General features: G+C 36.7%; 20 protein-coding genes and 1 riboswitch. Of the genes, 9 read left to right on the top strand and 11 right to left on the bottom strand.

Features of this window, described 5'->3' with window-relative positions; genetic code table 11:
- Positions 1-9 precede the first annotated feature (9 nt).
- Together rplC and rpsJ are read right to left on the bottom strand one after the other, a co-directional pair.
- Entirely contained in the window at positions 10-672 is a 663-nt protein-coding gene (gene rplC, locus QA539_RS01110) for a 50S ribosomal protein L3 (RefSeq protein ID WP_219493653.1), read from the bottom strand.
- A 25-nt stretch (positions 673-697) separates the two neighbouring features.
- Positions 698-1,006: a 30S ribosomal protein S10 gene (gene rpsJ / locus QA539_RS01105; protein WP_012656105.1), complete on the bottom strand. Its 309-nt coding sequence runs from the start codon at positions 1,004-1,006 to the stop codon at positions 698-700.
- Positions 1,007-1,406: 400 nt separating this feature from the next.
- On the opposite strand from rpsJ, the gene QA539_RS01100 reads away from it, so the two are divergent.
- Positions 1,407-1,811 (top strand): hypothetical protein, encoded by a 405-nt coding sequence (locus tag QA539_RS01100; RefSeq protein ID WP_419895284.1) that lies wholly within the window; start codon positions 1,407-1,409, stop codon positions 1,809-1,811.
- Positions 1,812-1,849: 38 nt separating this feature from the next.
- Here the strand turns inward: QA539_RS01100 and QA539_RS01095 are convergent, their stop codons facing one another.
- The gene (locus QA539_RS01095) at positions 1,850-3,184 is read right to left on the bottom strand and encodes an NCS2 family permease (protein WP_219493651.1); all 1,335 of its coding nucleotides are present in this window, start codon (positions 3,182-3,184) and stop codon (positions 1,850-1,852) included.
- A gap of 255 nt (positions 3,185-3,439) precedes the next feature.
- On the opposite strand from QA539_RS01095, the gene QA539_RS01090 reads away from it, so the two are divergent.
- Positions 3,440-4,156, top strand: coding sequence for a PepSY domain-containing protein (locus QA539_RS01090; protein ID WP_219493650.1), 717 nt, complete (start codon positions 3,440-3,442; stop codon positions 4,154-4,156).
- Between the two features lie 44 nt (positions 4,157-4,200).
- Here QA539_RS01090 and QA539_RS01085 read toward each other — a convergent pair whose 3' ends face one another.
- Together QA539_RS01085 and QA539_RS01080 are read right to left on the bottom strand one after the other, a co-directional pair.
- Positions 4,201-5,718, bottom strand: coding sequence for an SLC13 family permease (locus QA539_RS01085; RefSeq protein WP_419895283.1), 1,518 nt, complete (start codon positions 5,716-5,718; stop codon positions 4,201-4,203).
- A gap of 73 nt (positions 5,719-5,791) precedes the next feature.
- Positions 5,792-7,918 (bottom strand): DNA topoisomerase III, encoded by a 2,127-nt coding sequence (locus tag QA539_RS01080; RefSeq protein WP_413474957.1) that lies wholly within the window; start codon positions 7,916-7,918, stop codon positions 5,792-5,794.
- Positions 7,919-8,154: 236 nt separating this feature from the next.
- On the opposite strand from QA539_RS01080, the gene QA539_RS01075 reads away from it, so the two are divergent.
- From QA539_RS01075 to QA539_RS01065, 3 genes are all read left to right on the top strand, one after another.
- Positions 8,155-9,006 (top strand): GNAT family N-acetyltransferase, encoded by an 852-nt coding sequence (locus QA539_RS01075; protein WP_419895282.1) that lies wholly within the window; start codon positions 8,155-8,157, stop codon positions 9,004-9,006.
- A 133-nt stretch (positions 9,007-9,139) separates the two neighbouring features.
- Positions 9,140-9,991: a GRP family sugar transporter gene (locus QA539_RS01070; protein ID WP_283722248.1), complete on the top strand. Its 852-nt coding sequence runs from the start codon at positions 9,140-9,142 to the stop codon at positions 9,989-9,991.
- Between the two features lie 13 nt (positions 9,992-10,004).
- Positions 10,005-10,790 (top strand): glucose 1-dehydrogenase, encoded by a 786-nt coding sequence (locus QA539_RS01065; protein WP_283722247.1) that lies wholly within the window; start codon positions 10,005-10,007, stop codon positions 10,788-10,790.
- A gap of 38 nt (positions 10,791-10,828) precedes the next feature.
- On the opposite strand, the gene QA539_RS01060 is transcribed toward QA539_RS01065, so the two are convergent.
- The 3 genes from QA539_RS01060 to ybaK are packed head-to-tail and all read right to left on the bottom strand — an operon-like array spanning position 10,829 to position 13,298.
- On the bottom strand, positions 10,829-11,734 hold the full coding sequence (locus tag QA539_RS01060; protein ID WP_219493645.1) for an AEC family transporter: 906 nt from the start codon (positions 11,732-11,734) through the stop codon (positions 10,829-10,831).
- Between the two features lie 33 nt (positions 11,735-11,767).
- Complete coding sequence (locus QA539_RS01055; protein ID WP_419895281.1) at positions 11,768-12,829, bottom strand: metallophosphoesterase; 1,062 nt, start codon at positions 12,827-12,829, stop codon at positions 11,768-11,770.
- Complete coding sequence (gene ybaK / locus QA539_RS01050) at positions 12,819-13,298, bottom strand: Cys-tRNA(Pro) deacylase (RefSeq protein ID WP_099483370.1); 480 nt, start codon at positions 13,296-13,298, stop codon at positions 12,819-12,821. Before ybaK ends, QA539_RS01055 begins: the two co-directional genes overlap by 11 nt.
- Before the next feature lie 87 nt (positions 13,299-13,385).
- On the opposite strand from ybaK, the gene QA539_RS01045 reads away from it, so the two are divergent.
- The 3 genes from QA539_RS01045 (at position 13,386) to QA539_RS01035 (ending at position 15,085) form a co-directional block, all read left to right on the top strand.
- The gene (locus QA539_RS01045; RefSeq protein WP_099483369.1) at positions 13,386-13,544 is read left to right on the top strand and encodes an SE1832 family protein; all 159 of its coding nucleotides are present in this window, start codon (positions 13,386-13,388) and stop codon (positions 13,542-13,544) included.
- Between the two features lie 81 nt (positions 13,545-13,625).
- Positions 13,626-14,771, top strand: a complete 1,146-nt coding sequence (locus QA539_RS01040) for an MFS transporter (RefSeq protein ID WP_283722244.1) — start codon at positions 13,626-13,628, stop codon at positions 14,769-14,771.
- Positions 14,768-15,085: a hypothetical protein gene (locus QA539_RS01035; protein ID WP_219493638.1), complete on the top strand. Its 318-nt coding sequence runs from the start codon at positions 14,768-14,770 to the stop codon at positions 15,083-15,085. The genes QA539_RS01040 and QA539_RS01035 overlap by 4 nt, the downstream gene beginning before the upstream one ends.
- A gap of 34 nt (positions 15,086-15,119) precedes the next feature.
- Here the strand turns inward: QA539_RS01035 and QA539_RS01030 are convergent, their stop codons facing one another.
- The 3 genes from QA539_RS01030 to QA539_RS01020 all read right to left on the bottom strand — a co-directional run bounded on the left by QA539_RS01030 (position 15,120) and on the right by QA539_RS01020 (position 20,616).
- Positions 15,120-16,283: an aminotransferase class I/II-fold pyridoxal phosphate-dependent enzyme gene (locus QA539_RS01030; protein ID WP_419895280.1), complete on the bottom strand. Its 1,164-nt coding sequence runs from the start codon at positions 16,281-16,283 to the stop codon at positions 15,120-15,122.
- Between the two features lie 57 nt (positions 16,284-16,340).
- Positions 16,341-16,441: riboswitch (SAM riboswitch) on the bottom strand.
- Positions 16,442-16,505: 64 nt separating this feature from the next.
- Positions 16,506-19,688, bottom strand: coding sequence for an efflux RND transporter permease subunit (locus QA539_RS01025; RefSeq protein ID WP_419895279.1), 3,183 nt, complete (start codon positions 19,686-19,688; stop codon positions 16,506-16,508).
- 70 nt (positions 19,689-19,758) lie between these two features.
- On the bottom strand, positions 19,759-20,616 hold the full coding sequence (locus QA539_RS01020; protein WP_219493633.1) for an NAD(P)-dependent oxidoreductase: 858 nt from the start codon (positions 20,614-20,616) through the stop codon (positions 19,759-19,761).
- A gap of 77 nt (positions 20,617-20,693) precedes the next feature.
- On the opposite strand from QA539_RS01020, the gene QA539_RS01015 reads away from it, so the two are divergent.
- Positions 20,694-21,008, top strand: a complete 315-nt coding sequence (locus QA539_RS01015) for a hypothetical protein (RefSeq protein WP_419895278.1) — start codon at positions 20,694-20,696, stop codon at positions 21,006-21,008.
- Positions 21,009-21,030 lie beyond the last annotated feature (22 nt).

Genomic DNA, 21,030 nt, shown 5'->3' with positions numbered 1-21,030 from the left:
TCGCAGATACTATTTATTACCTTTTTTAATTGAAGTTTGAATTTTAACTAAACCTTTTTTAGGTCCAGGAACATTACCTTTTACTAAGACAACGTTGTTTTCAGCGTCTACTTTAACGATTTCTAAGTTTTGCATAGTAACAGTATTACCACCCATACGGCCTGGTAATGCTTTACCTTTAAATACTTTAGAAGCGTCAGATGCCATACCCATTGAACCTGGGCGTCTGTGGTAACGAGAACCGTGACTCATTGGTCCACGTGACTGTCCGTGGCGCTTAATTGCACCTTGGAAACCTTTACCTTTAGAAACTCCTGTCACGTCAACAATGTCACCAATTTGGAATGTATCCACAGTGACTTCTTGACCTACTTCGTAAGCTTCAGTATCTACGTTTCTGAATTCACGAATGAAGCGCTTAGGTGCTGTGCCTGCTTTTTTAGCATGGCCTTCAGCTGGTTTCGTTGCAAATTTGTTTGATTTGCGGTCTGCTTTATAAGCTTGTTTGTCTTCAAAACCGATTTGGATTGATGAATAACCATCAACTTCTTCAGTTTTCTTTTGTAATACTACGTTTTGTGCTGCTTCTACTACTGTTACTGGAATTAATTCTCCGTTTTCACCGAAAACTTGAGTCATTCCTACTTTTCTTCCTAAGATTCCTTTGGTCATCGAAAGTCGCACCTCCTACTTTTTATTATAATTTGATTTCGATGTCTACACCTGATGGTAAGTTTAAGCCCATAAGAGCATCAACTGTTTTAGGTGTTGGGTTAACGATGTCGATTAAACGTTTGTGCGTGCGTTGCTCGAACTGTTCACGAGAATCTTTGTACTTATGAACGGCACGGATAATTGTGTAAACTGTTTTTTCCGTTGGTAACGGAATCGGTCCTGATACTTCTGCACCTGAACGTTTTGCAGTTTCTACGATTTTTTCAGCTGATTGATCGATGATGCGGTGATCATACGCTTTCAAACGAATACGAATTTTTTGTTTTGCCATAATTTTACCTCCTCTTGTACGTCTATTTTAGTTTGATAGACTTCTCCACGAAAATTGTCTCACACATCGCCATGGCAAAGCGGCCGGGTGTGTCAGTAACCTCTCGCTTCATCGCTTTTTAAAGTCCAACAGTAGATATAATACACGAATATTAGTCATTTAGCAATAGATAACTAGATATTTATAAAAAGTTTTTTAGAGAGTATTAAAATAAGTTCGTCTGGGGGAATTCTATCAACTATTAAAAAAAGAATTCTACATATTATATAGAAGATATTATATCTTTAGGTAACTTCTAATACACTAAGCAGTACAATTCAATAGTTTATTATAACATGATATAATTAATGTAACAAAAGTATTTTTGTTACAAGTATATTACTAATGGAGGCTCATATATATGAAGCGAATGATGAAAATGACTTTGTTAACGCTCGGCATCATTATGTTATTGAAAGAAATATTTCTAGGAATCCCTGGTATTGGGGGTGCATATATTTTAAGCTTGGCATGGGCACCACTTGGTACGAATATTTCGCTGTACTTTATTATGTTTTTGTTATCTGCACTCGACCGCTCTAATGAAGCTAGATTTTCATTATCCGTTATTGCACTTACAGGGTTGTTAGCGAACGCTTTCGCATTCTTCCCGATACTCGGAATGTTCATGCATTGGTTAATGGCGTTCTTAATGATTGCGTATATCTTTATTGTCATTAATACGAGAGAATATCGCGGAAATACGACTCACTATGATCCATACCGCAGCGGTGAGACTGTGAGAGATTATAATAAAGAAAATTAAAAATAAGGCGCTCAGACATATGTCTGAGCGCCTTATTTTTAATGCTGTATAAACATAAAGTATAAAATAAATACTGCTGCCATGAAATACATTATTGGGTGAATCTCTTTTCTGCGATTTGCCATCAGCATCGTTATCGGATAGAAAATAAATCCACATGCAATACCCGTAGCAATCGAATACGTAAGTGGCATCATAATAATCGTTAGAAATGCAGGAACTGCAATTTCAAACTTGTGCCACTCTATTTTATTTAAGTTCGCTACCATTAATACACCTACGATTACTAGAGCAGGTGCAGTCACAGCACTCGTTACAACCGACATAAGAGGCGAGAAGAAAAGTGCTAACGCGAAACACAATGCCGTAATCACACTTGCAAATCCGGTTCTGGCACCTACTGCAACCCCTGCTGAAGATTCGATATATGAAGTTGTCGTAGACGTACCGAAAATGGCACCTACGATTGTCGCTAATGAATCAGCAAATAAAGAACGTCCTGCGCGCGGCAATTTGTTATCCTTCACTAGATTCGCCTGCGTTGCAACAGCAACGAGTGTACCCGCTGTATCAAAGAAGTCAATAAATAAGAATGTTAATACGATCACTAGAAATTGCAGGTTAAAGATTTGTTCTGGATGTGCAAATGCATCGAATGCTTTTCCGAACGTTGGTTCGATACTTGGTACTGAACCGACAATTTGCTTTGGTGCATCAATAAGTCCGAAGAGCATACCAAATATCGCTGTTAATACCATCCCGATAAAGATGCTTCCCGGAACGCGCTTTGCCATAAGAATAATTGTCAATGCAATGCCACCAACCGCTAATAATACATGCGGGTCATGGACATTACCTAATGATACTAAAGTCGCTTCATTCCCTTTTACAATGCCTGCACCTTTTAAACCTACAAAGGTAATAAAAAGACCTATCCCCGCTGATACCGCCATCTTCAGTTCGAAAGGAATTGCGTTGATAATCGTTTCACGTAAACCTGTCATCGTCAGTAATGCAAAGAATAATCCCGAGAATAGTACACCCGTTAAACCTGTCTGCCACGGAATGTTGTACTGTAATACGACTGTGAATGCAAAGAACGCATTCAATCCCATACCAGGAGCTAACGCAATCGGATACTTTGCAATCAGTCCCATAAATAAACAACCTACTATTGATGCAAGGATTGTCGCAACAAAGACCGCACCAGCATCCATACGCATACTATCCGGAATACCTTCAATACCAGCAAGCGATAGCATTGCAGGATTGACCGCTAATATATATGCCATTGATAGAAATGTCGTTAATCCACCAAGTATCTCTCTCTTATAGTTTGTGCCTAATTCATCAAACTTAAAATAATTTCTCATTGTGCACTTCCCTTTTTTAATTTTTATACTTGTATAGTCTAATCTCAATGTTCGGAAAAATCAATACATTTTTACGAATATTAATTTTAATATTCGTATTTTAATCATTTTTCTTATTGTAAAGTCCTATCCTTTAAACTTTTTATAGTTATTATGTCTTAATCATATAAAAACTGCATATAGATTATTAGAATGTTTTTTCGGTATATATTCAGGGAATAAATTATATAAATAATTAAAGGAGGAATTATAATTATGAAATTTAAAATATTAAGTTTAATCCTATCTTCAGCTTTAGCACTTGCTGCATGTAATAATGACACAAATGATGTTGAGAAATCTCCAAAGGATGAAACTAAACAGGAACAGCAATCAGAAACTACTGATACTAAAGCGACAGATACAAATGATAAAGATGATAACAACGATGAAGATAATGATGCAAAACAAGAAGGCGAAAGCAGTACAGAAGATTCAGATGACGTGGATAATAAAGATGAAGCGACTGAAGCAGATGATGATAATGACAAAGATGAAGCTTCTATTAAACTAGATGACATTAAACTTTCACCAGAAGAAGCAATTAAAACAGCACAGAAGAAAGTTGATGGCGATTTAGAAAGCATTTCATTCGACCATGATATGGGCCAATGGGTTTACAAAATTTCCTTAATCGATACAAACAAAAAGACTCATGAAATCAAAGTAAACGCTGAACAAAACAAAATTATCTCTTCTGAAGTAGAAGATGATAAAGATAACGAAAAAACATTTGATTACGGTGAGTTTGTGCCTGCTGATAAAATTATTAAAGCAGCACAAAAAGTTTACAATGGTGAGATTAAAGAATGGTCACTTGATCATGATGATGGAAAATTTAAATATAATGTTGAGTTAAAAGGACAAGATGGCAAAACGAAAGAGTTTGAACTTGATGCTAAAGATATGAAAATCTTATCTCAAGATGCATAAAAAAGATGCTGAGACATTCGTCTCAGCATCTTTCTTTTCATTGATTATATTAATCCAATCCATTTCCAATAAGTTGCGCTAAAGAGCAGGATAAGTAAATAGCCAATAATGGTTAAAGGTATCCCTGACTTCAAGAAATCTTTAACCGTGAATGTACCTGTACCGTATGCAAGCATATTCTGTGGCGCTGATACTGGTAATAGGAACCCAAAACTAATAACAAATTGTTGTATTAATACGAATCCAACTGCATTATCCTTTAATCCTAATGTACTTGTAAGTGCAATAAACACTGGTATAAGTGCACTTGATAAGCTTGTTGCACTTGCGAATCCTAAATGAATCAGAATATTAAATATCGTAATTAAAGCAATTGTAGCAAGTAATGGCAAATGCTCTAACCCCATCAATCCAAAAGTCTTATCACTGAGCCACTGCGCCCCAGTCGTTTGCAGTAATAAGTTCCCTAAGGATATCCCAATCGCAAATACTATAATTGTTCCCCATGGAATCAATTTTTCTACATCGCTCCACGAGAAGATGCCAATCTTCGGAGTGAGCATAATAGCTAACGCAATTAAAGTAATCGATGAAGAATCAATTGGATGAAACTTACCTTCAGTTGCCCAGAACAAGAGCAATGCTACTGAGATTGCAATTAATCGCCATTCTTTCGGTGTTACCGGTCCAAGTTCCGCTAGCTGTGCCTTTACAAGTTCCTTTCCACCTTCAATTTCTTTCGTTTCAGGTTTAATCAAATTGATCATAACAAAGTATAAGACAATCGACATAATAATGGACCACGGTGCCGCATACATAAACCACTGACCCCATGAGATATCTTCGTTAAAGGTTTTATTGATAAAGCCCATAGCAACCATATTTTGAGCGGCTCCCGTCTTAATACCGATATTCCATATAGACACAGCTTGAACAGCGGTAATCACAAGCAATGCTGCCAGGCGGGATTCTTTCTTAGCACCAAACGCTGTAACCATACCAAGCAGAATCGGTACGACAGCGCCTGCACGTGCAGTTGCTGAAGGAACGAAAAATGCAAGAATGATGGAAACAATGATAGAACCTGCGACTACTGCATTCGTTTTATTCCCTACTACTGAGAGTACTAAAAGCGCAAGACGTTTATGCAAGTTTGTCACTTGCATGGCTGTCGCTAAGAACAGTGCAGCTGCAACGAGCGCTACTGCTGAACTTGAAAATCCACTAAATGCAATCTTTAATGCATTCTGTGTACCGAACAAGGCATCCTCAGTTAACGGTTTACCTGCAGCCATCGGATTACCCATCGATGGCCCAAGTTTCTCAATCGGACTGAATCCAATTAGCAGGATGATTAAAGCAACGATCATCGTACTTGAAACAGGATAACTCACCGCTTCAGTCACCCACATAATAACAGCGAAAGCAAGGATTGCAAGTGCCATCTTACCCATCACTGGTAAAGAAGCAGGTGTCGGTAGTAATACGATCGTAATCAATACAAGAAAGCTCAAGACAATCCAAATTGGTTTAAGATTATTCTTTTGTTTTACGTTTTCCATAGATACACCCCCTATTTTATTCACTTCTATTTTAACAATTTGTGAAGTGTTGAACAATAGGTATTTAGTTTACTTATAAATTTAAGTTTTTGAGTGCATCGGCAAAAGGATTATTGATTGGCTCTTCTTTCTTCATATATTTATTGATTTCTTTTTTCGATACTTTTCCTGTCTTCTTCGAATTGAAGCGTTTATCCATCTGTTCTTGCGTTTCTCTAAATCCACATACACAACTGTACATTGCTTTTGGCCCTTTACCATGTAGCGTCAGCTTCTTCTTACATTCTGGGCAACGCGCATTCGTTTTACGCTGAACATTCTTCTTCGTGCCGCACGTTGGATCTTGGCAGACAAGCATCTTACCGTTACGCGTTTTTTTCTCTAACATAAACTTACCGCAAGTCGGGCATTCTGTACTCGTTAAGTTATCGTGTTTAAATTTCTCATCACTCGATTTAATTTCAGCAATGATTTCTTTTGTGAAATCTATCATCTCATGCATAAATTGTTTTCTTCCATACTTATTTTTTTCAATGCGTGTTAATTTATATTCCCAGTCTGCTGTAAGTTCGGGCGACTTGAGTGCATCAGGTGCAAGTTCTAATAACTGACGTCCTTTGTTCGTCACTTTAATATTACCGTTATTATTTTCTATCGCATTTAAGTTATAAAGCTTCTCAATAATATCTGCTCGTGTCGCTACTGTTCCAATACCACCTGCAGACTTTAATGTCGACGTACTCTCCTTATCGATATTAAAGATAGATGCCGGGTTCTCCATCGCTTTAAGTAATGTCCCCTCATTTAAATAAGCTGGGGGCTGTGTTTCACCGGTTGTCTTCTTCAGGCTGACAGAACTTAATGTTTCTCCTTTACGGTACGCGTTATGACGCTCAAGGGATGACTGTTCATACAATGCTTTAAATCCTGCTTTCACAGTCGTCTCGGTCTTAAGCGTAAATATTTCTTTTCCAATCTGTACAGTAATGGTTTCTTCTTTATATATATGGGGTTCCATTAAATTGCTTAAGAAACGTTCCGCAATAAGTAAATATATATTCTTTTCTCTTGCTCCAAGTGTCTCTAAATTCGCTCTAATCTCAGTCGGAACAATGGCATGGTGATCTGATACTTTCGCATTATTAATAAAGTGACTGGCACCTTTAATTTGTGTCTTTAGTAATTTCACGACTTGATCTTTATACGGCGTAGCACCAAGGGATGCGACACGTTCTTTAAGTGAGCTTTCCATATCTGTCGTTAAGTAATTTGAATCCGTTCTTGGATATGTTACATATTTATGGGTCTCGTATAGACTTTGCATCGCGTTCAATGTTTCTTTCGCTGAATATTTGAAGCGCTTATAAGCGTCCTGCTGCAAACTCGTTAAATCATAGAGTTTTCCAGGATAGCGTTTCTTTTCTTTAGAGACTACATCTTGAACAATGGCTTGCTTTCCTTGTATGTCTTTCAATAGTCCATCTACTTTTGATTCATCAAAGATTTGATTCCCGCTTTGCCACTTGAACTTATCACTTCTACTTACAAGCTCGATACTATAATATGTTTTCGGCTGAAATTTCTGCACTGCATCTTGGCGTATTTTGACCATCTGAAGCGTCGGCGTCTGTACACGACCTGTAGAAAGTTGCGCATCATATTTCGTTGTTAGTGCTCTTGTTGCATTAATACCAACAATCCAATCCGCTTCGCTTCGTGCCATAGCCGCTTCATATAATCCTTGATATGCCTGTGCTGGTTTCAAATGCTTAAAGCCGTCCATTATTGCCTTGTCTGTAACTGAGGATATCCAGAGACGTTTCATCGGTTTGTTTCCTTTACATTTCTCGATAATAAGGCGCGCAACAAGTTCTCCTTCACGTCCTGCGTCAGTCGCAATAATAATCTCATTCACATCTTGACGTTCAATCTGTGCTTTCACTGTATTAAATTGTTTACGGGTCTTACCAATAACAACCGTCTTCATACGCTCTGGTATAATGGGCAGCATATTTAAATCCCACTGTTTAAACTTTGCATCATACTGCTCGGGATCAGCATTTGTAACTAAATGTCCTAATGCCCAAGTGACGATATATTTGTCATTTTCCATATATCCATTTTTCTTTTGATTACATTTAAGTACACGTGCAATATCACGTGCGACTGAAGGTTTCTCTGCTAACACTACTGATTTCATAATATCCGTCCTCTATTCTTTAATAATCTTTATTATAACAGAATATATTTCATATGATTAAATTGAGATTTTAGGTACTATCTTGTATGCTTTACTTAAGGAGGATGGCGTATTAAATCGTTACATTTCCCAGATAATATTCATGCACTTGAAGACGCAAAAAGTTTACATCCACATGTAACATCAAATCAATATAACACATGAAGTATTGTCAGCACACTTTAAGGAGTGATCACTTGAAAATCACACAAATGGAAGATATACACAAAACAGCAAAGTTCTTATATGACCTCAATCAGCATAACGAACATCACGTCGGATATATACGTATTACATTACAAGGTATAGAAGAACAACTTCATCACATCAAAAAAGAAGATATGCTGCTCATTAAAGATGAAGAGGAAATCATCGCTGCATTTGGTATAGAGCCTATTAACGATAAAGAGGCGCACATTCTTGGTCCAATTACGAAACATACAGACAAAATAACATTGAATATGATCAAAGTGATGTGGCAAGATTTCCTTATAACACACCCTAGCTTGAAGACCTATTACTTCAGCCTGCATGAAGATCATCGTTTTGGCCAGACTGTTATGAAAAATTTACGAACGCAATATCTTGGAACGACATATACCATGACAACCCATCAAAATAAAACGACATCTCTCGTACCTCAAGTTATTAAATATAAACCTGTATATAAAAAGAGCTTTACAGAAATTATGAAAGATATGTATATGGACTATAAACCAATGCGTGATAAAATATTGAATTCTATCGGGAATAGTCATGAACTTTACCTCTATTTGAATGAAGGTATTGCTAAAGGCTTCATCTGGATGCAGATCAATGATGACGATAGCTGCGACATTCGATTCGTCTATACGCATTTACAATACCGTCATAAAGGCATTGGCCACGACCTTGTATCTTTCGCTGTAGACCATGCATTTAAAAAACATCACGCGACGAGTGTACAGCTTTCCGTGAAAAGTAAGCGGGAAAAAGATATAGCATTCTACGAGAAACTTGGATTCAAAAAAATAAATGAAATGAATCATTTTAAATATACTATAGAATAATTAAAGACCCTTAAATAATGTTCAGCCATTATTTAAGGGTCTCTTTGTGTATATCTACAAATCAAGTTTCAAAAGCATACGTTTTCTGAAACATCAACAGGGTAATTAATAATAAAAGGATAAAGGAGAATTTATGGATATATTAATTGCTTTGTTACCAGCATTACTATGGGGAAGTGTCGTCTTAATTAATGTTAAAGTAGGCGGAACCCCTTATGAACAAATTATGGGGACTGTCATCGGTGCCTTTATCATCGGCTCGATTACTTATATCATGGTTCAGCCAGAACTAAATACAAAAATTCTATTAGTCGGTATGGTTTCTGGTGCATTCTGGGCGTTTGGTCAAGGAAATCAGCTTAAAAGTGTTGAGCTTATCGGTGTTTCTAAGACAATGCCAATTTCAACAGGCTTACAACTCGTAGGTACAACGTTGATTTCAGTCATATTCTTCAACGAATGGAAGACCATGACTTCAATTATTCTCGGAGTTATAGCATTAACACTTTTAATTATCGGGGTCATGTTAACCTCACTAAAAGGTAAAGAAGATGACCAGACGAAAGGAAATCTTAAAAAAGCCCTCCCCATATTGTTAATCTCTACTTTAGGGTATGTAACTTATGTCGTTATCGGTCAGTTCTTTGGCGTCGAAGGCTGGAGCGCACTATTCCCTCAGTCAATCGGTATGGTTCTCGGTGGATTACTGCTTACTTTAAAGCATCATCCGAAGAAAAAAGCAATTGTAAAAAACATGTTCCCTGGTGTGTTATGGGCTTTAGGTAATATGGCAATGTTTTATTCTCAGCCTAAAGTGGGTGTAGCAACAAGCTTTTCATTCTCACAGATGCTTGTCGTAGTTTCGACACTCGGCGGGATCTTCCTGTTAAGAGAAAAGAAAACAAAGAAACAATATATCGGTATTGCCGCAGGAATTATGTTAATTATCATCGCAGCATTCCTACTAGGATATGCAAAACAATAAAGGAGTGAGATTTATGTATAAAGATTTAAAAGATAAAGTTGTCGTTATTACTGGCGCTTCAAGCGGTATTGGTAAAGCAATGGCAGAAAAGTTCGGCACGGAAGGCTGTAAAGTTGTGGTGAATTATAATTCAAGTGAAAGTGAAGCATTAGAAATTGCTAAAACGATTAAAAAGTCTGGTGGTGATGCGATTACAATTCAAGCCGATGTTTCTAAAGAAGACGAAGTCACTGCACTGGTATCAGAAGCAGTAAAACACTTTGGTACGATAGATATTATGATTAATAATGCTGGATTTGAAAAGGCAACACCTTCTCTTGAAATGTCAGCAGAAGATTTTAATCATGTCATGAATATTAACTTAACCGGTGCGTTTATCGGCAGCCGAGAAGCTGCTAAACATTTCACTGAATCAAATAAAAAAGGTGTCATCATTAATATGTCAAGTGTGCACGATGTTATCCCATGGCCAAATTATGTTAACTATGCTGCAAGTAAAGGCGGATTAAAGCTAATGATGGAAACGTTAAGCATGGAATTTGCCCCGCAAGGGATAAGAGTAAATAATATCTCACCAGGCGCTATCGTTACAGAACATACGAAAGAAAAATTTGCAGATCCTGCTACACGTGAAGAAACCGAAAGAATGATACCTATGAGCTTTATTGGGGAACCTGAACACGTTGCCAACGCGGCACTCTTTTTAGCAAGCGCACAGGCAGCCTATATTACGGGTACAACGCTCTATGTCGACGGCGGAATGACAAAATATCCTTCGTTTATGGGAGGAAAAGGATAAAGCGGCGCAAATGCCACTTTATCCTTTTATATATTTTTTTATAAGATTACCTTTTGAAAGATATATAAAATAATAATAGAAATAACGATTGTAATATTAGAGATCATCGCTATGAGCGGTAATGTTTTATACTTAAATTGTATTGCATAAGGAATGATTGCCACTCCTATAGGAAGTAGCCATCCAATAAGCAATGTTGTTCTGAACATTTCATTAAATGGTAACGTATAATAACATATCAACCCCGCAATAAGTCCAAATCCATAATGGAAACATAAATATTTAATTGCTAATGGTAAATAATATGTATCCACCTTAAAGTTTAAATATACGCCGAGCAATATCATGGATAAAGGCATGTTCGCCTGTGAAATTATTTTAAAGAATTCAATGATTTCACCTGGTATATGTATATCTAGTAAGTTTATCGTGAGCATGATGATATATGTCATAAGTGGTACTGTCTTCATTAAGCTCATAAGTAAATATCGGATGTCAAACGTGTCTCCACCTTCACTGAAATAATTTCCTACAAAATACGTAATACCAAACATACCGATGGAACCACCGATATCAAACATCCCAAAATATAATAATCCCTCTGCACCGAACATCTCACCAACTAGAGGATAGGCGAACAAGCCGATATTAAATGCCGCAGCCATCATTCCTACAGAACCTCTAATCTGATTATTGTACTTGAGAAATAGAATGATAACAATCAGTTTAGCGATAACAACATAGATTACCATAATTACAGGCAAGAGCATTAAAGAAGGTTCAATCTTAACGCTGCTTAATGTTACGATGACCAATGAGGGCAATGTTAAATTGAAGATAAGTTTAGCAATAACACCGCCTTCTTCTTCTTTTATATAGTTTAGGCGCTTCATTAAATATCCTGTTAATATTAAAGCGATAATCATTATAAATGTCTGTGTCACAAATCAGCCTTCTTTCTGTATTGATGTACGTATCTATTCCAGTACTTCTTCCGGAACAAACCCAACAATACCATTTTTCTTAATCTGAACATAACCTGTATAACGCTGAATCACGCTGACGAACGCTCCAGCTTCTACCGTGTGGAAATAATCTGTATAATCATCTTTTAATCGTTGTGCTTCGAAATCGATGAATTCGGTTTTCACCATACAACCATCGTGTTCACCACACTCACAATAAGTAAAATATTCATCCCCTTCAAAAGCTGTAATATTGTAATCAGGATAGGTAAAGCTATGCGGCATTTGAAGTCCTGGATCAAATGACTGGATAACCATACATTGTTCATAATCATCAACAAACGTTGTGTGCAATGTCCCATCTGATTCGATGATGAGTCCATTCAGCTGACCACTTGTCTTGACCTGATTACCCCCATCAATGGCAATTGTATTGTGATTCGGATGGATTTTAATATTATGTTGGTATACCCCTTGTTCGACAAAGTTACAAGCAGGGAAATGACCCACTACTACTGTCTTCTCAAGTTGATGTGGTTGGTTATAGAAAAATGGCATATTCAGCGCATCGCGCTCTGTCGTCTCCATATAATCTTCATCGACTCCTGCGTGCACAAATATATAATCTTCAGTTTCTATCATCAACGGCAAATCTTTCACTACATTATGAAGATGTTCAAATTTCGTTCTAAGCTCTTTCGCCAGTTCATCTTGTGATGAATAGTCGTCTCGTGTCTTTCCTAACTGCTTCAGCATCTCATGAACAATCGTATAGCGATACTCCATATAGTCATATAGAAATGCTTCTTCCAGTTCATCGAATATTTTATCGCAATTACCTAATGTCATATATACATTGCCCTGCGCCATTAGACGTTCTACATATGTAATCATTTGTATACTGTCGGGTCCCTTATCTATAATATCACCATTAATTATAAGAATATCTTCGTGTGAAAAATCCACCTTCTTCAATAATTGTTCTAATAAATCTGGCCTTCCATGTACATCACTCGTGACAATCGTACGTTTATTTCTTATATTTAATTTTAGATAATTGTCTTTAATCCTCATGTGTAATCGGGCTCACTTTCGCATGAATAAGATTGACTAATGATTGAAGCGGTACTTGCATCTGTATTCCTCGTTGTCCTGCACTCACAATAATCTCTTCAAACTGCTCTGCACTACTATCGATAACTGTCGGAAACAGCTTCTTCATCCCCACAGGTGAACACCCCCCACGAATATAACCCGTTAATTTCTCAAGATTATTTACAGGCAAGAGTTCAAGTTTCTTCTCCCCGACAACTTTACTCATTGATTTAAGGTCTAACGTTGCTGCAACAGGAATAACTGCAACATAATAATTTAATTTCCCGTGCAATACTAATGTTTTAAATACTTGAGCATAAGGTTTATCAATTTTATTTGCGACTGTAACACCGTCTAACTCATCCGTCACTTCATATGTATATGTTTCATATGTTATCTTCTTTTGATCTAGCTTTCTTAACGCATTTGTCTTAATTTTCTTTGTCATGATGTATACCTCCAAATCTTTGTTTCTTTATTATATTATCATTTTAAGGTATATTTCATATATAAAGTGAGCGAAAGGAAGGATATTATGGATCTTAACCAGCAACTTTTAGAGCTAAAAGAAGAATATATGCGTATTCAAAACGATTTAGAAAAAGTAGAGTCTACTGGTCAGGCTTCTCCACGACTAGAAGAGAAACTTGTTGAAATCGAAAATCAGATTGCACAAGTAAGGGCACAACTGTAAGTGCTCTTTTTTATTATAAAAATATAGGATTTAAGCTTAACTTTCGCTACAATAGTACTATAGCTTTAAGGAGGGCATTCAATGAAACAACAATTTAAACTGCTGATGATGATTCAGTTCTTTATATACTTTGGATTCAGTATTGTAATACCTGTAATACCTGCTCTAGTACATAGTTTAAATTTAAATGCATTTCATATGGGGTTACTGCTTGCCTCTTATTCCATCGTTTCATTTATTGTAGCACCAGTCTGGGGGTATCTATCCGATAAATATGGTCGTAAGAAAATATTGATCATCGGACTTATTGGTTTTACTTTAAGCTTCGTATTATTCGGATTATTTATCGATAACTTACCTATGCTTTATACCTCTCGAATTCTTGGAGGGCTATTCTCAGGGGCATGCTTCTCTACTACGACGAGCATGGTCAGTGATATGACCACACATGAAGAGCGCAACAAATATATGGGACTCATGGGGATGATGATTGGACTTGGATTTATATTCGGTCCAGCAGTTGGAGGACTACTATCTGGAATCAGCTATCAGATTCCGTATTTCGCAACTGCTGCAATATTAACCGTTATTGCTTTGTTCTGTCTATTCACTATTAAGGAAACATTACAGCATTCTAGTGATACAGAACAGACTACTGTGAACACTAAACTGTTAACTCCGGCAATCTATATGCTCTTATTATCAACATTTATTGTGACGTTTACGATGAGTGGGATGGAGAGCTCATTTCAGCTCTTTGAAATAGAGAAGATTAATATTACTGCAACACAAATGGGAATGCTCTTTATGATTGGCGGGCTTGTTAATGCTGGATTACAAGGTGGGTACTTACGTAAAGTGAAGCACGGTCAAGAAAAACCAGTGATCATAACAGGACAATTGATTACAATTGTTGCATTTATTATGCTGCCTTTTTCCATGAATTTATTTTATGCCGGACTCTGTCTTGTGCTCCTTATGTCTGGTAATGCCCTTGTAAGAACATTACTGACGAGTCAATTGACGAAAGAAACTTCGAATAATAAAATGGGAAAACTTACTTCTATCAGTTACAGTATGGATAGTTTAGGTCGTATTCTCGGTCCTTTGTTATTTACTGCACTGCTTTCCAGAAATTTAGAAATGCCATTTTATTTCGGTGCACTCACTTCCGTACTTGGTTTAATCCTACTATTTATTTATTATAAGAAAGGAAGAGTCGTATGATTATATTAATTATTTTACTTATGATGATGTATCTGATCGTAAGTTATACAAGCATCTATATGATTAACATGCGTCTGCTGGATTTTTTAAGAATCATACTTGGTGCTGTGTTCGTTGTCTTCATCTTCGTTGCACTGATGCATCTTGGAACGATAAAGTTCTGGATTACATTACTTGCACTTTGTTTATTTTTAAATATAGAGATTTCTAACTATAAATTTAAGTTTAATGACCAGAAAGCAAAGCTAATTCTTAATCTCTTCTCTATCGTTATGGCGCTAATGATTATCGTACTTTGTGCGATATACCTATAAAATAAGAACTTACAAAGTAATGCTTTGTAAGTTCTTATTTTATATATAATTCTTTTGTATTTTTTAAGCGCTCAAGCAGTTCATCTATCAACAGATCATCAATCGCAAGTGAGATTCTAATGTAATTCTTACCGCGTGATCCAAACGGGATTCCTGGAGTTACTAATATTGATTCTTGCTTTAATAAATAATCTGTATACGCTTCCCCCTCAAAACCGTCTGGCACTCGTACCCATAAAAATATACCACCGTCCATCGGCTCAAATGGAATTTGAAGTTGTTTTAAATACGCTGTCACTTTATCGCGTCGTGCTTTAAATATATTGTTTTGACTTTCTAGATAAGGTTCTCCTAGTTCGAGCGCTGCTTTCGCTGCGTCTTGTACAACGCCCCACATACCAACTTGAGTATGATCCTGAAAATAGTTCAGAGCACTCACAATCTCTTTATTCCCTACAGCAAATCCGACACGTACACCGGACATATTAAAGCCTTTAGATAACGAATATATTTCTACAGCAACTTCTTTCGCATGAGGTGAAGCAAGAATGCTTGGATTCTTACCATTAAATCCAAAAGCAGCATAGGCAAAGTCATGGACGATCTTTGTTTCAGTATCTTTAAAACGCATAATTGTATCATCAAAGAATGCTTGAGTCGCTACTGCCCCAGTTGGATTAGATGGATAGTTAAGATAAATCAGCTTTGTATTATTAAGTTGCGCTTTATCTATATTATCAAAGTCAGGTAGGTAATGATTTTCAGGGTGTAATGGCAATTCATAATGTAATCCTCGAGCAAGCTTTACACCAGCAAGATAATCCGTATATCCAGGATTAGGGAGTAATACACCTTCACCAGGTTCAATGACACATGTAGGGATATGAACAAGACCATTTTTCGTACCATAAAGAATACAAATTTCATCATCCTCCAATGAAACATCATAGACATCTTTATAAAACTTCTGAATCTCTTTCTTCAATGCCTCCTTGCCACGGAATACGCCGTATCTATGGTTATCAGGATTGACAATGGCATCTTGTAAAGCTTTCAGCACCGTACGATCCACTTGTTGGTCAGGGATACCAACTGCTGTATTAATCAATGGTTTATCCCCGACTTCAAGCTTCCTACCCATCGTCTTACCAAAATAACTTTCAGGTATTGAACTTAATAATTTAGAACTCACAGACATTCGCTCCTTTTAAAATAGAAAAGCGTCATTGCTTCAGTAGCAATGACGCCGATGTGGCACTTATCTACCAAGCATATGCTTGCTGGATTTAGCACAGTACTTAAAGCCTGTTGCTGAAGTATCATAGGGCCAGTTCCCTCCACTTCTCTGGATAAGAAATATTTAATTGGTGATATCACTATAGTATAGTTCAAACAATACGTCAACTGTATTCAGAATATTTTATCTATTATCTTTAATATGCACACGTGTTGACGCATCATGCGTTGGTATAAATGGATTAATCTTTTTTTCATCTTTCGTAAATCTCTGCTTCAAGTTCATTAATATTTCATACACTACAGGGACAACGATTAATGTTAATAATGTTGAAGAAGTCAATCCACCGATTACTGTTACAGCAAGTGCCTTAGAAATAAGCACAGAGCCGTCTCCTCCAAACAGTAATGGTAACAATGCGCCTACTGTAGCAAGTGCAGTCATCAAGATTGGACGCACACGAGTCATCGCTGCTTCAAGCAATGCATCACGTGTTGATAATCCTTCTGCTTCTTTATTGATAACGCGATCAATCAGCACAATCGCATTCGTAACAACGATACCAATGAGCATGAGCATACCAATCATCGATGGTACAGAAAGCGTCTCCCCAAACGCGAGAAGTCCTAATATTACCCCGATAATCGTAAACGGTAACGAGAATAATATGGCAAGTGGCGCAAGTCCTCCTTTAAATGTCAGTACAAGTATCAGGTAAACGATTCCGATAGCGGCAAGCATCGCAAGTCCGAGTTGAGAGAAGCTCTCGCCGATATCTTCACTCGTTCCTCCAATATGTACATCAACATTTGAAGGGTGTTTTAATGCGTTTACTTTCTTTGCAACATCTTGTGTAGCCTGGCTAACATCTTTTCCTTTAATCTTACCTTCTACTGTAGCCGATATATTACCGTCTTCACGTTTAATTGTATCTGACGTCTTTCCTTCTTCAATCGTTACGACATCGCTCAACTTAATCTCTTTACCGAGTGGTGAAGTAATCTTTGTATTCTCTAATTTATCTTTTGTCCATTTTGATTCTTTTTCTTTTGTCAGAACAACATCTGTCGACTTGCCATTATCACCTATTTTAGTGACAACTTTATTATCACTACGTTGATTTAATGCCATTGCAATCTGACCTGCAGTTAGTCCGCGTTCAGATAACTTGTTATGATCTACCTTTAATGTATATGCATCATAACTATCCGTTAATGATGAACTTACATTCGTAACAGTATTAACGTCTTTCATTTCTTTCTCAAGCTGCTCTGTAACCGGTCTTATTTCATTCATCGATGGACCGTTAACAGTAACCGTTACTGTATTGGTCGAACCACCCGTTGCAAAATCCTGGTTCTTCCAAGTTCCTTCATGTTTGAAAGAAGCGATTTTGTTCAATACACGTTCCGCTTCACTTTCCCACTTTGGTGTATCCTTCTTATATTCAACCATCATTGCCATATCGTTAGTAGCAACCGGGTTAAATGGATTTTCTCCTCCAACTGAGTACTGAATATTTACTACATCGTTATTCTCAGCTAAAGTTTTCTGAACTTGCTCACCTTTTTTTACAACCTCTTCTTCAGTTTCACCAGGTTTAGGCTTGTAAGTTAATGCAAGAAACTTATCTTCCCCTGTTGAAATGAATGACGTCCCTAGAAATGGCGTTAAGAACAAGCTACCAAGGAGGAGACCGATACTTAATAGTGAGACGATAAGCTTATGTTTTAAAGACCATTCTAATACTTTATGATAGAAACTTGCAATACGCCCTACCTTTGCTTCATCATCATGATGCCCTTTAATACCATTCTTAAAGAATGTATGTCCAAGCATCGGTACAATCGTAATTGCAATTAATAATGAGGCCAACAATGCAAATACGACTGTATAAGCAAAAGGTCTAAAGATTTCACCGATAGAACCCGACACCAGTCCAAGTGGTAAGAATACTGCAATTGTGACCATCGTCGAACTCATAATCGGTATAAACATCTCTTTAGTCGCGCTGCTAATTAACTCAGAACCACTCAATTTCTCTTTAGGGTCAGACATACGTCGGAATATATTCTCGATAACGACGATAGAGTCATCAATAACACGGCCAATTGCAACTGTCATCGCTCCAAGTGTCATAATATTAAGTGAAATATCCATCTGTTTAAGGATTAACATTGCCATTAATATAGACATCGGAATGGATACGACCGCAATCATCGTTGAACGGATATTTCTTAGGAACACGAGTATCATGATCACTGCAAACAATGCTCCAATAATTGCTTTTTCTGCCATCGTTTTTACAGAGTCTTCAATCGGTTTTGCCTGATCCATCATCAGTACAGCATTAATATCTTTATTATTCTTCTTAAATTCCTTTACTTTATCTTTTACATCGTTTGCTAACGCTACAGTATTCGCATCATCTGACTTAATGACTTGTATGCTTAGTGAATCTTTACCATTTGTCTTAGAAATAGATTCACGACTCTCTACATTTTTAATCGTAGCAATGTCAGAAAGCATTACTGTTGGTACTTTACCGGCCTGCATCATCTTCGCAAGCGCCGCCTGTTCTTCAGGTGAGGCTTTAGCAGTATCAGCTTGATTATCTCCGCCTGATAATGGGATCTTTAAATCTTTAAGAGCATCCACACTAGTAAATTGACCATTTACGATGATACTCTTTAAATTGCTACCAAACGTATATAATCCAAGTGGTGCATCGGTTGTAGCACCTTTAATGAATTGAAGTACAGACTCTTCTGTTAAATTATTTTTCTTTAACTTCTTATCATCAAATTGTAGCTCAACTTGTTCAACTTCTTGTCCAGAAAACGTTACATTTGTAACACCTTCTACACCTTCAATTTCTGGAACTAAATCTTCTTTAATACGCTTTGTCAGATTTTTAATATCTGCCTTATCGCTTGAAAGTGAATAGCTAATGATTGGGAAAGTGTACATCGACATTTGTGAAATCTGTTTCTCTTGCGCACCTTCTGGAAGATCAACCTTCTCAATTTGTTTCTCTAATTCTGATTGCGCTTTGTCCATATCTGTTCCAAACTTATATTGAACAGTGACTGCAGATGCATTCTCTAACGATTGACTCGTTACTTTATCTACGCTCGATAAATTTTTAACCTTCTTCTCTATTGGATCTGTAACACCATTTAACACGTCTTCAGGTGTAGCACCTGGGTAAGGTGTTGTAATAGAAATTACAGGTGTCGACATACTCGGCAGCATTTCCATCTTCATCTTCATTGCACTATATACGCCGGCACTTAGGATAATGAGTGTCATTAACCATACTGCAAGTTTATTATGCAAAGAAAAATCAATAATTTTCTTTATCAAAGTCTTTCCTCCATTTATACGAATTTTATGTATTTATTGTAGCTTTATTATTTAAAATTTACCAATATCCTTATCTTGTTTGTGTATAATATTGATATATCGCATGTGTCCCTGTCGTTTCTTTTAGTTCATCGGAAAGACTACGATATAACTTATAACTCAATTCGAGACCGGGAAGTTCGATACCCATCTTCTTTGTTTCTTCAAGCGCGATGCTCATATCTTTCAGGAAGTGATGCGTATAAAATCCAGGAGTATAGTCTTCTTTTAAAATTCTTGGAGCCAAGTGAGATAATGACCAACTTCCTGCCGCTCCTTTACTGATTGTTTCTAGCACTTTTTCAACATCTAACCCTGCTTTATGTGCATAATACAGACTTTCAGCCATACCGATCATATTTGTAGCGATAGCAATTTGATTCGCCATCTTTGTATGTTGACCCTTTCCTGCATCACCAAAGTATGTCACCGAACTACTGAATTTATCGATTAAAGGTTTTACTCTATCAAATATCGCTTCATCTCCACCAACCATTACACTCAAGGTTCCATTCCTGGCACCAATATCTCCACCACTTACAGGTGCATCTAACACATATATTCCTTTCTTATTTGCTTCTTGATTAATCTTTTGGGCAAGTGCAGGACTACTCGTTGTACAGTCAATAAATATTTGACCTTGTTTACCATTATTAATCAATCCATCTGGTGCAAGATAGATAGCTTCTACATCAACCGGATAGCCAAGCATCGTAAAGACAATATCGGATTGTGCTACAACTTCAGTAGGCGTATCGCACCATATATGTCCTTGTTCGATTAGTGCCATTGCTTTTTCTTTCGTACGGTTATAAATATATAGTTTGTCCCCTATATGCTCAGCCATACTTTTTCCCATTACACCTGTTCCAATAAAACCAATTTTCATTTTGAAAACCTCTCTTGTCATATTGTATTGATAATTTACAGTTATATATTACAATTATAGGTAAAGGAGTGAAAAGAATGCAAAAAGTAATTATGTTTTTACTTATCATTATGCAAACTGTGTTTATAAGCAGCTATTTTGTTCATAGCGGTATCGTATTTTTAACAACATATTTCTGGATGGTTTTTTGCATCATTACGTTTTTCTCAGGTATACAATATCACTTTACAACCGATCAGAACTTGATGAACAACTTCACTTATAGAATTCTTTCTATACTTTTAACAGCATTTAGTTTATTCAACTTCTTTTTTATTCTATATATCACCTTTATTGATCCATATCTTTATATGGAAACGAAGGTGAGTGTCTTTAAATTTTTTAGTGAATAAAAAAGAGTGGTGTTTACTTGTC

The organism is Macrococcus psychrotolerans (genome assembly GCF_038095555.1).
In the GTDB taxonomy this organism is placed as follows: domain Bacteria; phylum Bacillota; class Bacilli; order Staphylococcales; family Staphylococcaceae; genus Macrococcoides; species Macrococcoides psychrotolerans.
This window is presented reverse-complemented; position numbering and strand designations above follow the sequence as displayed.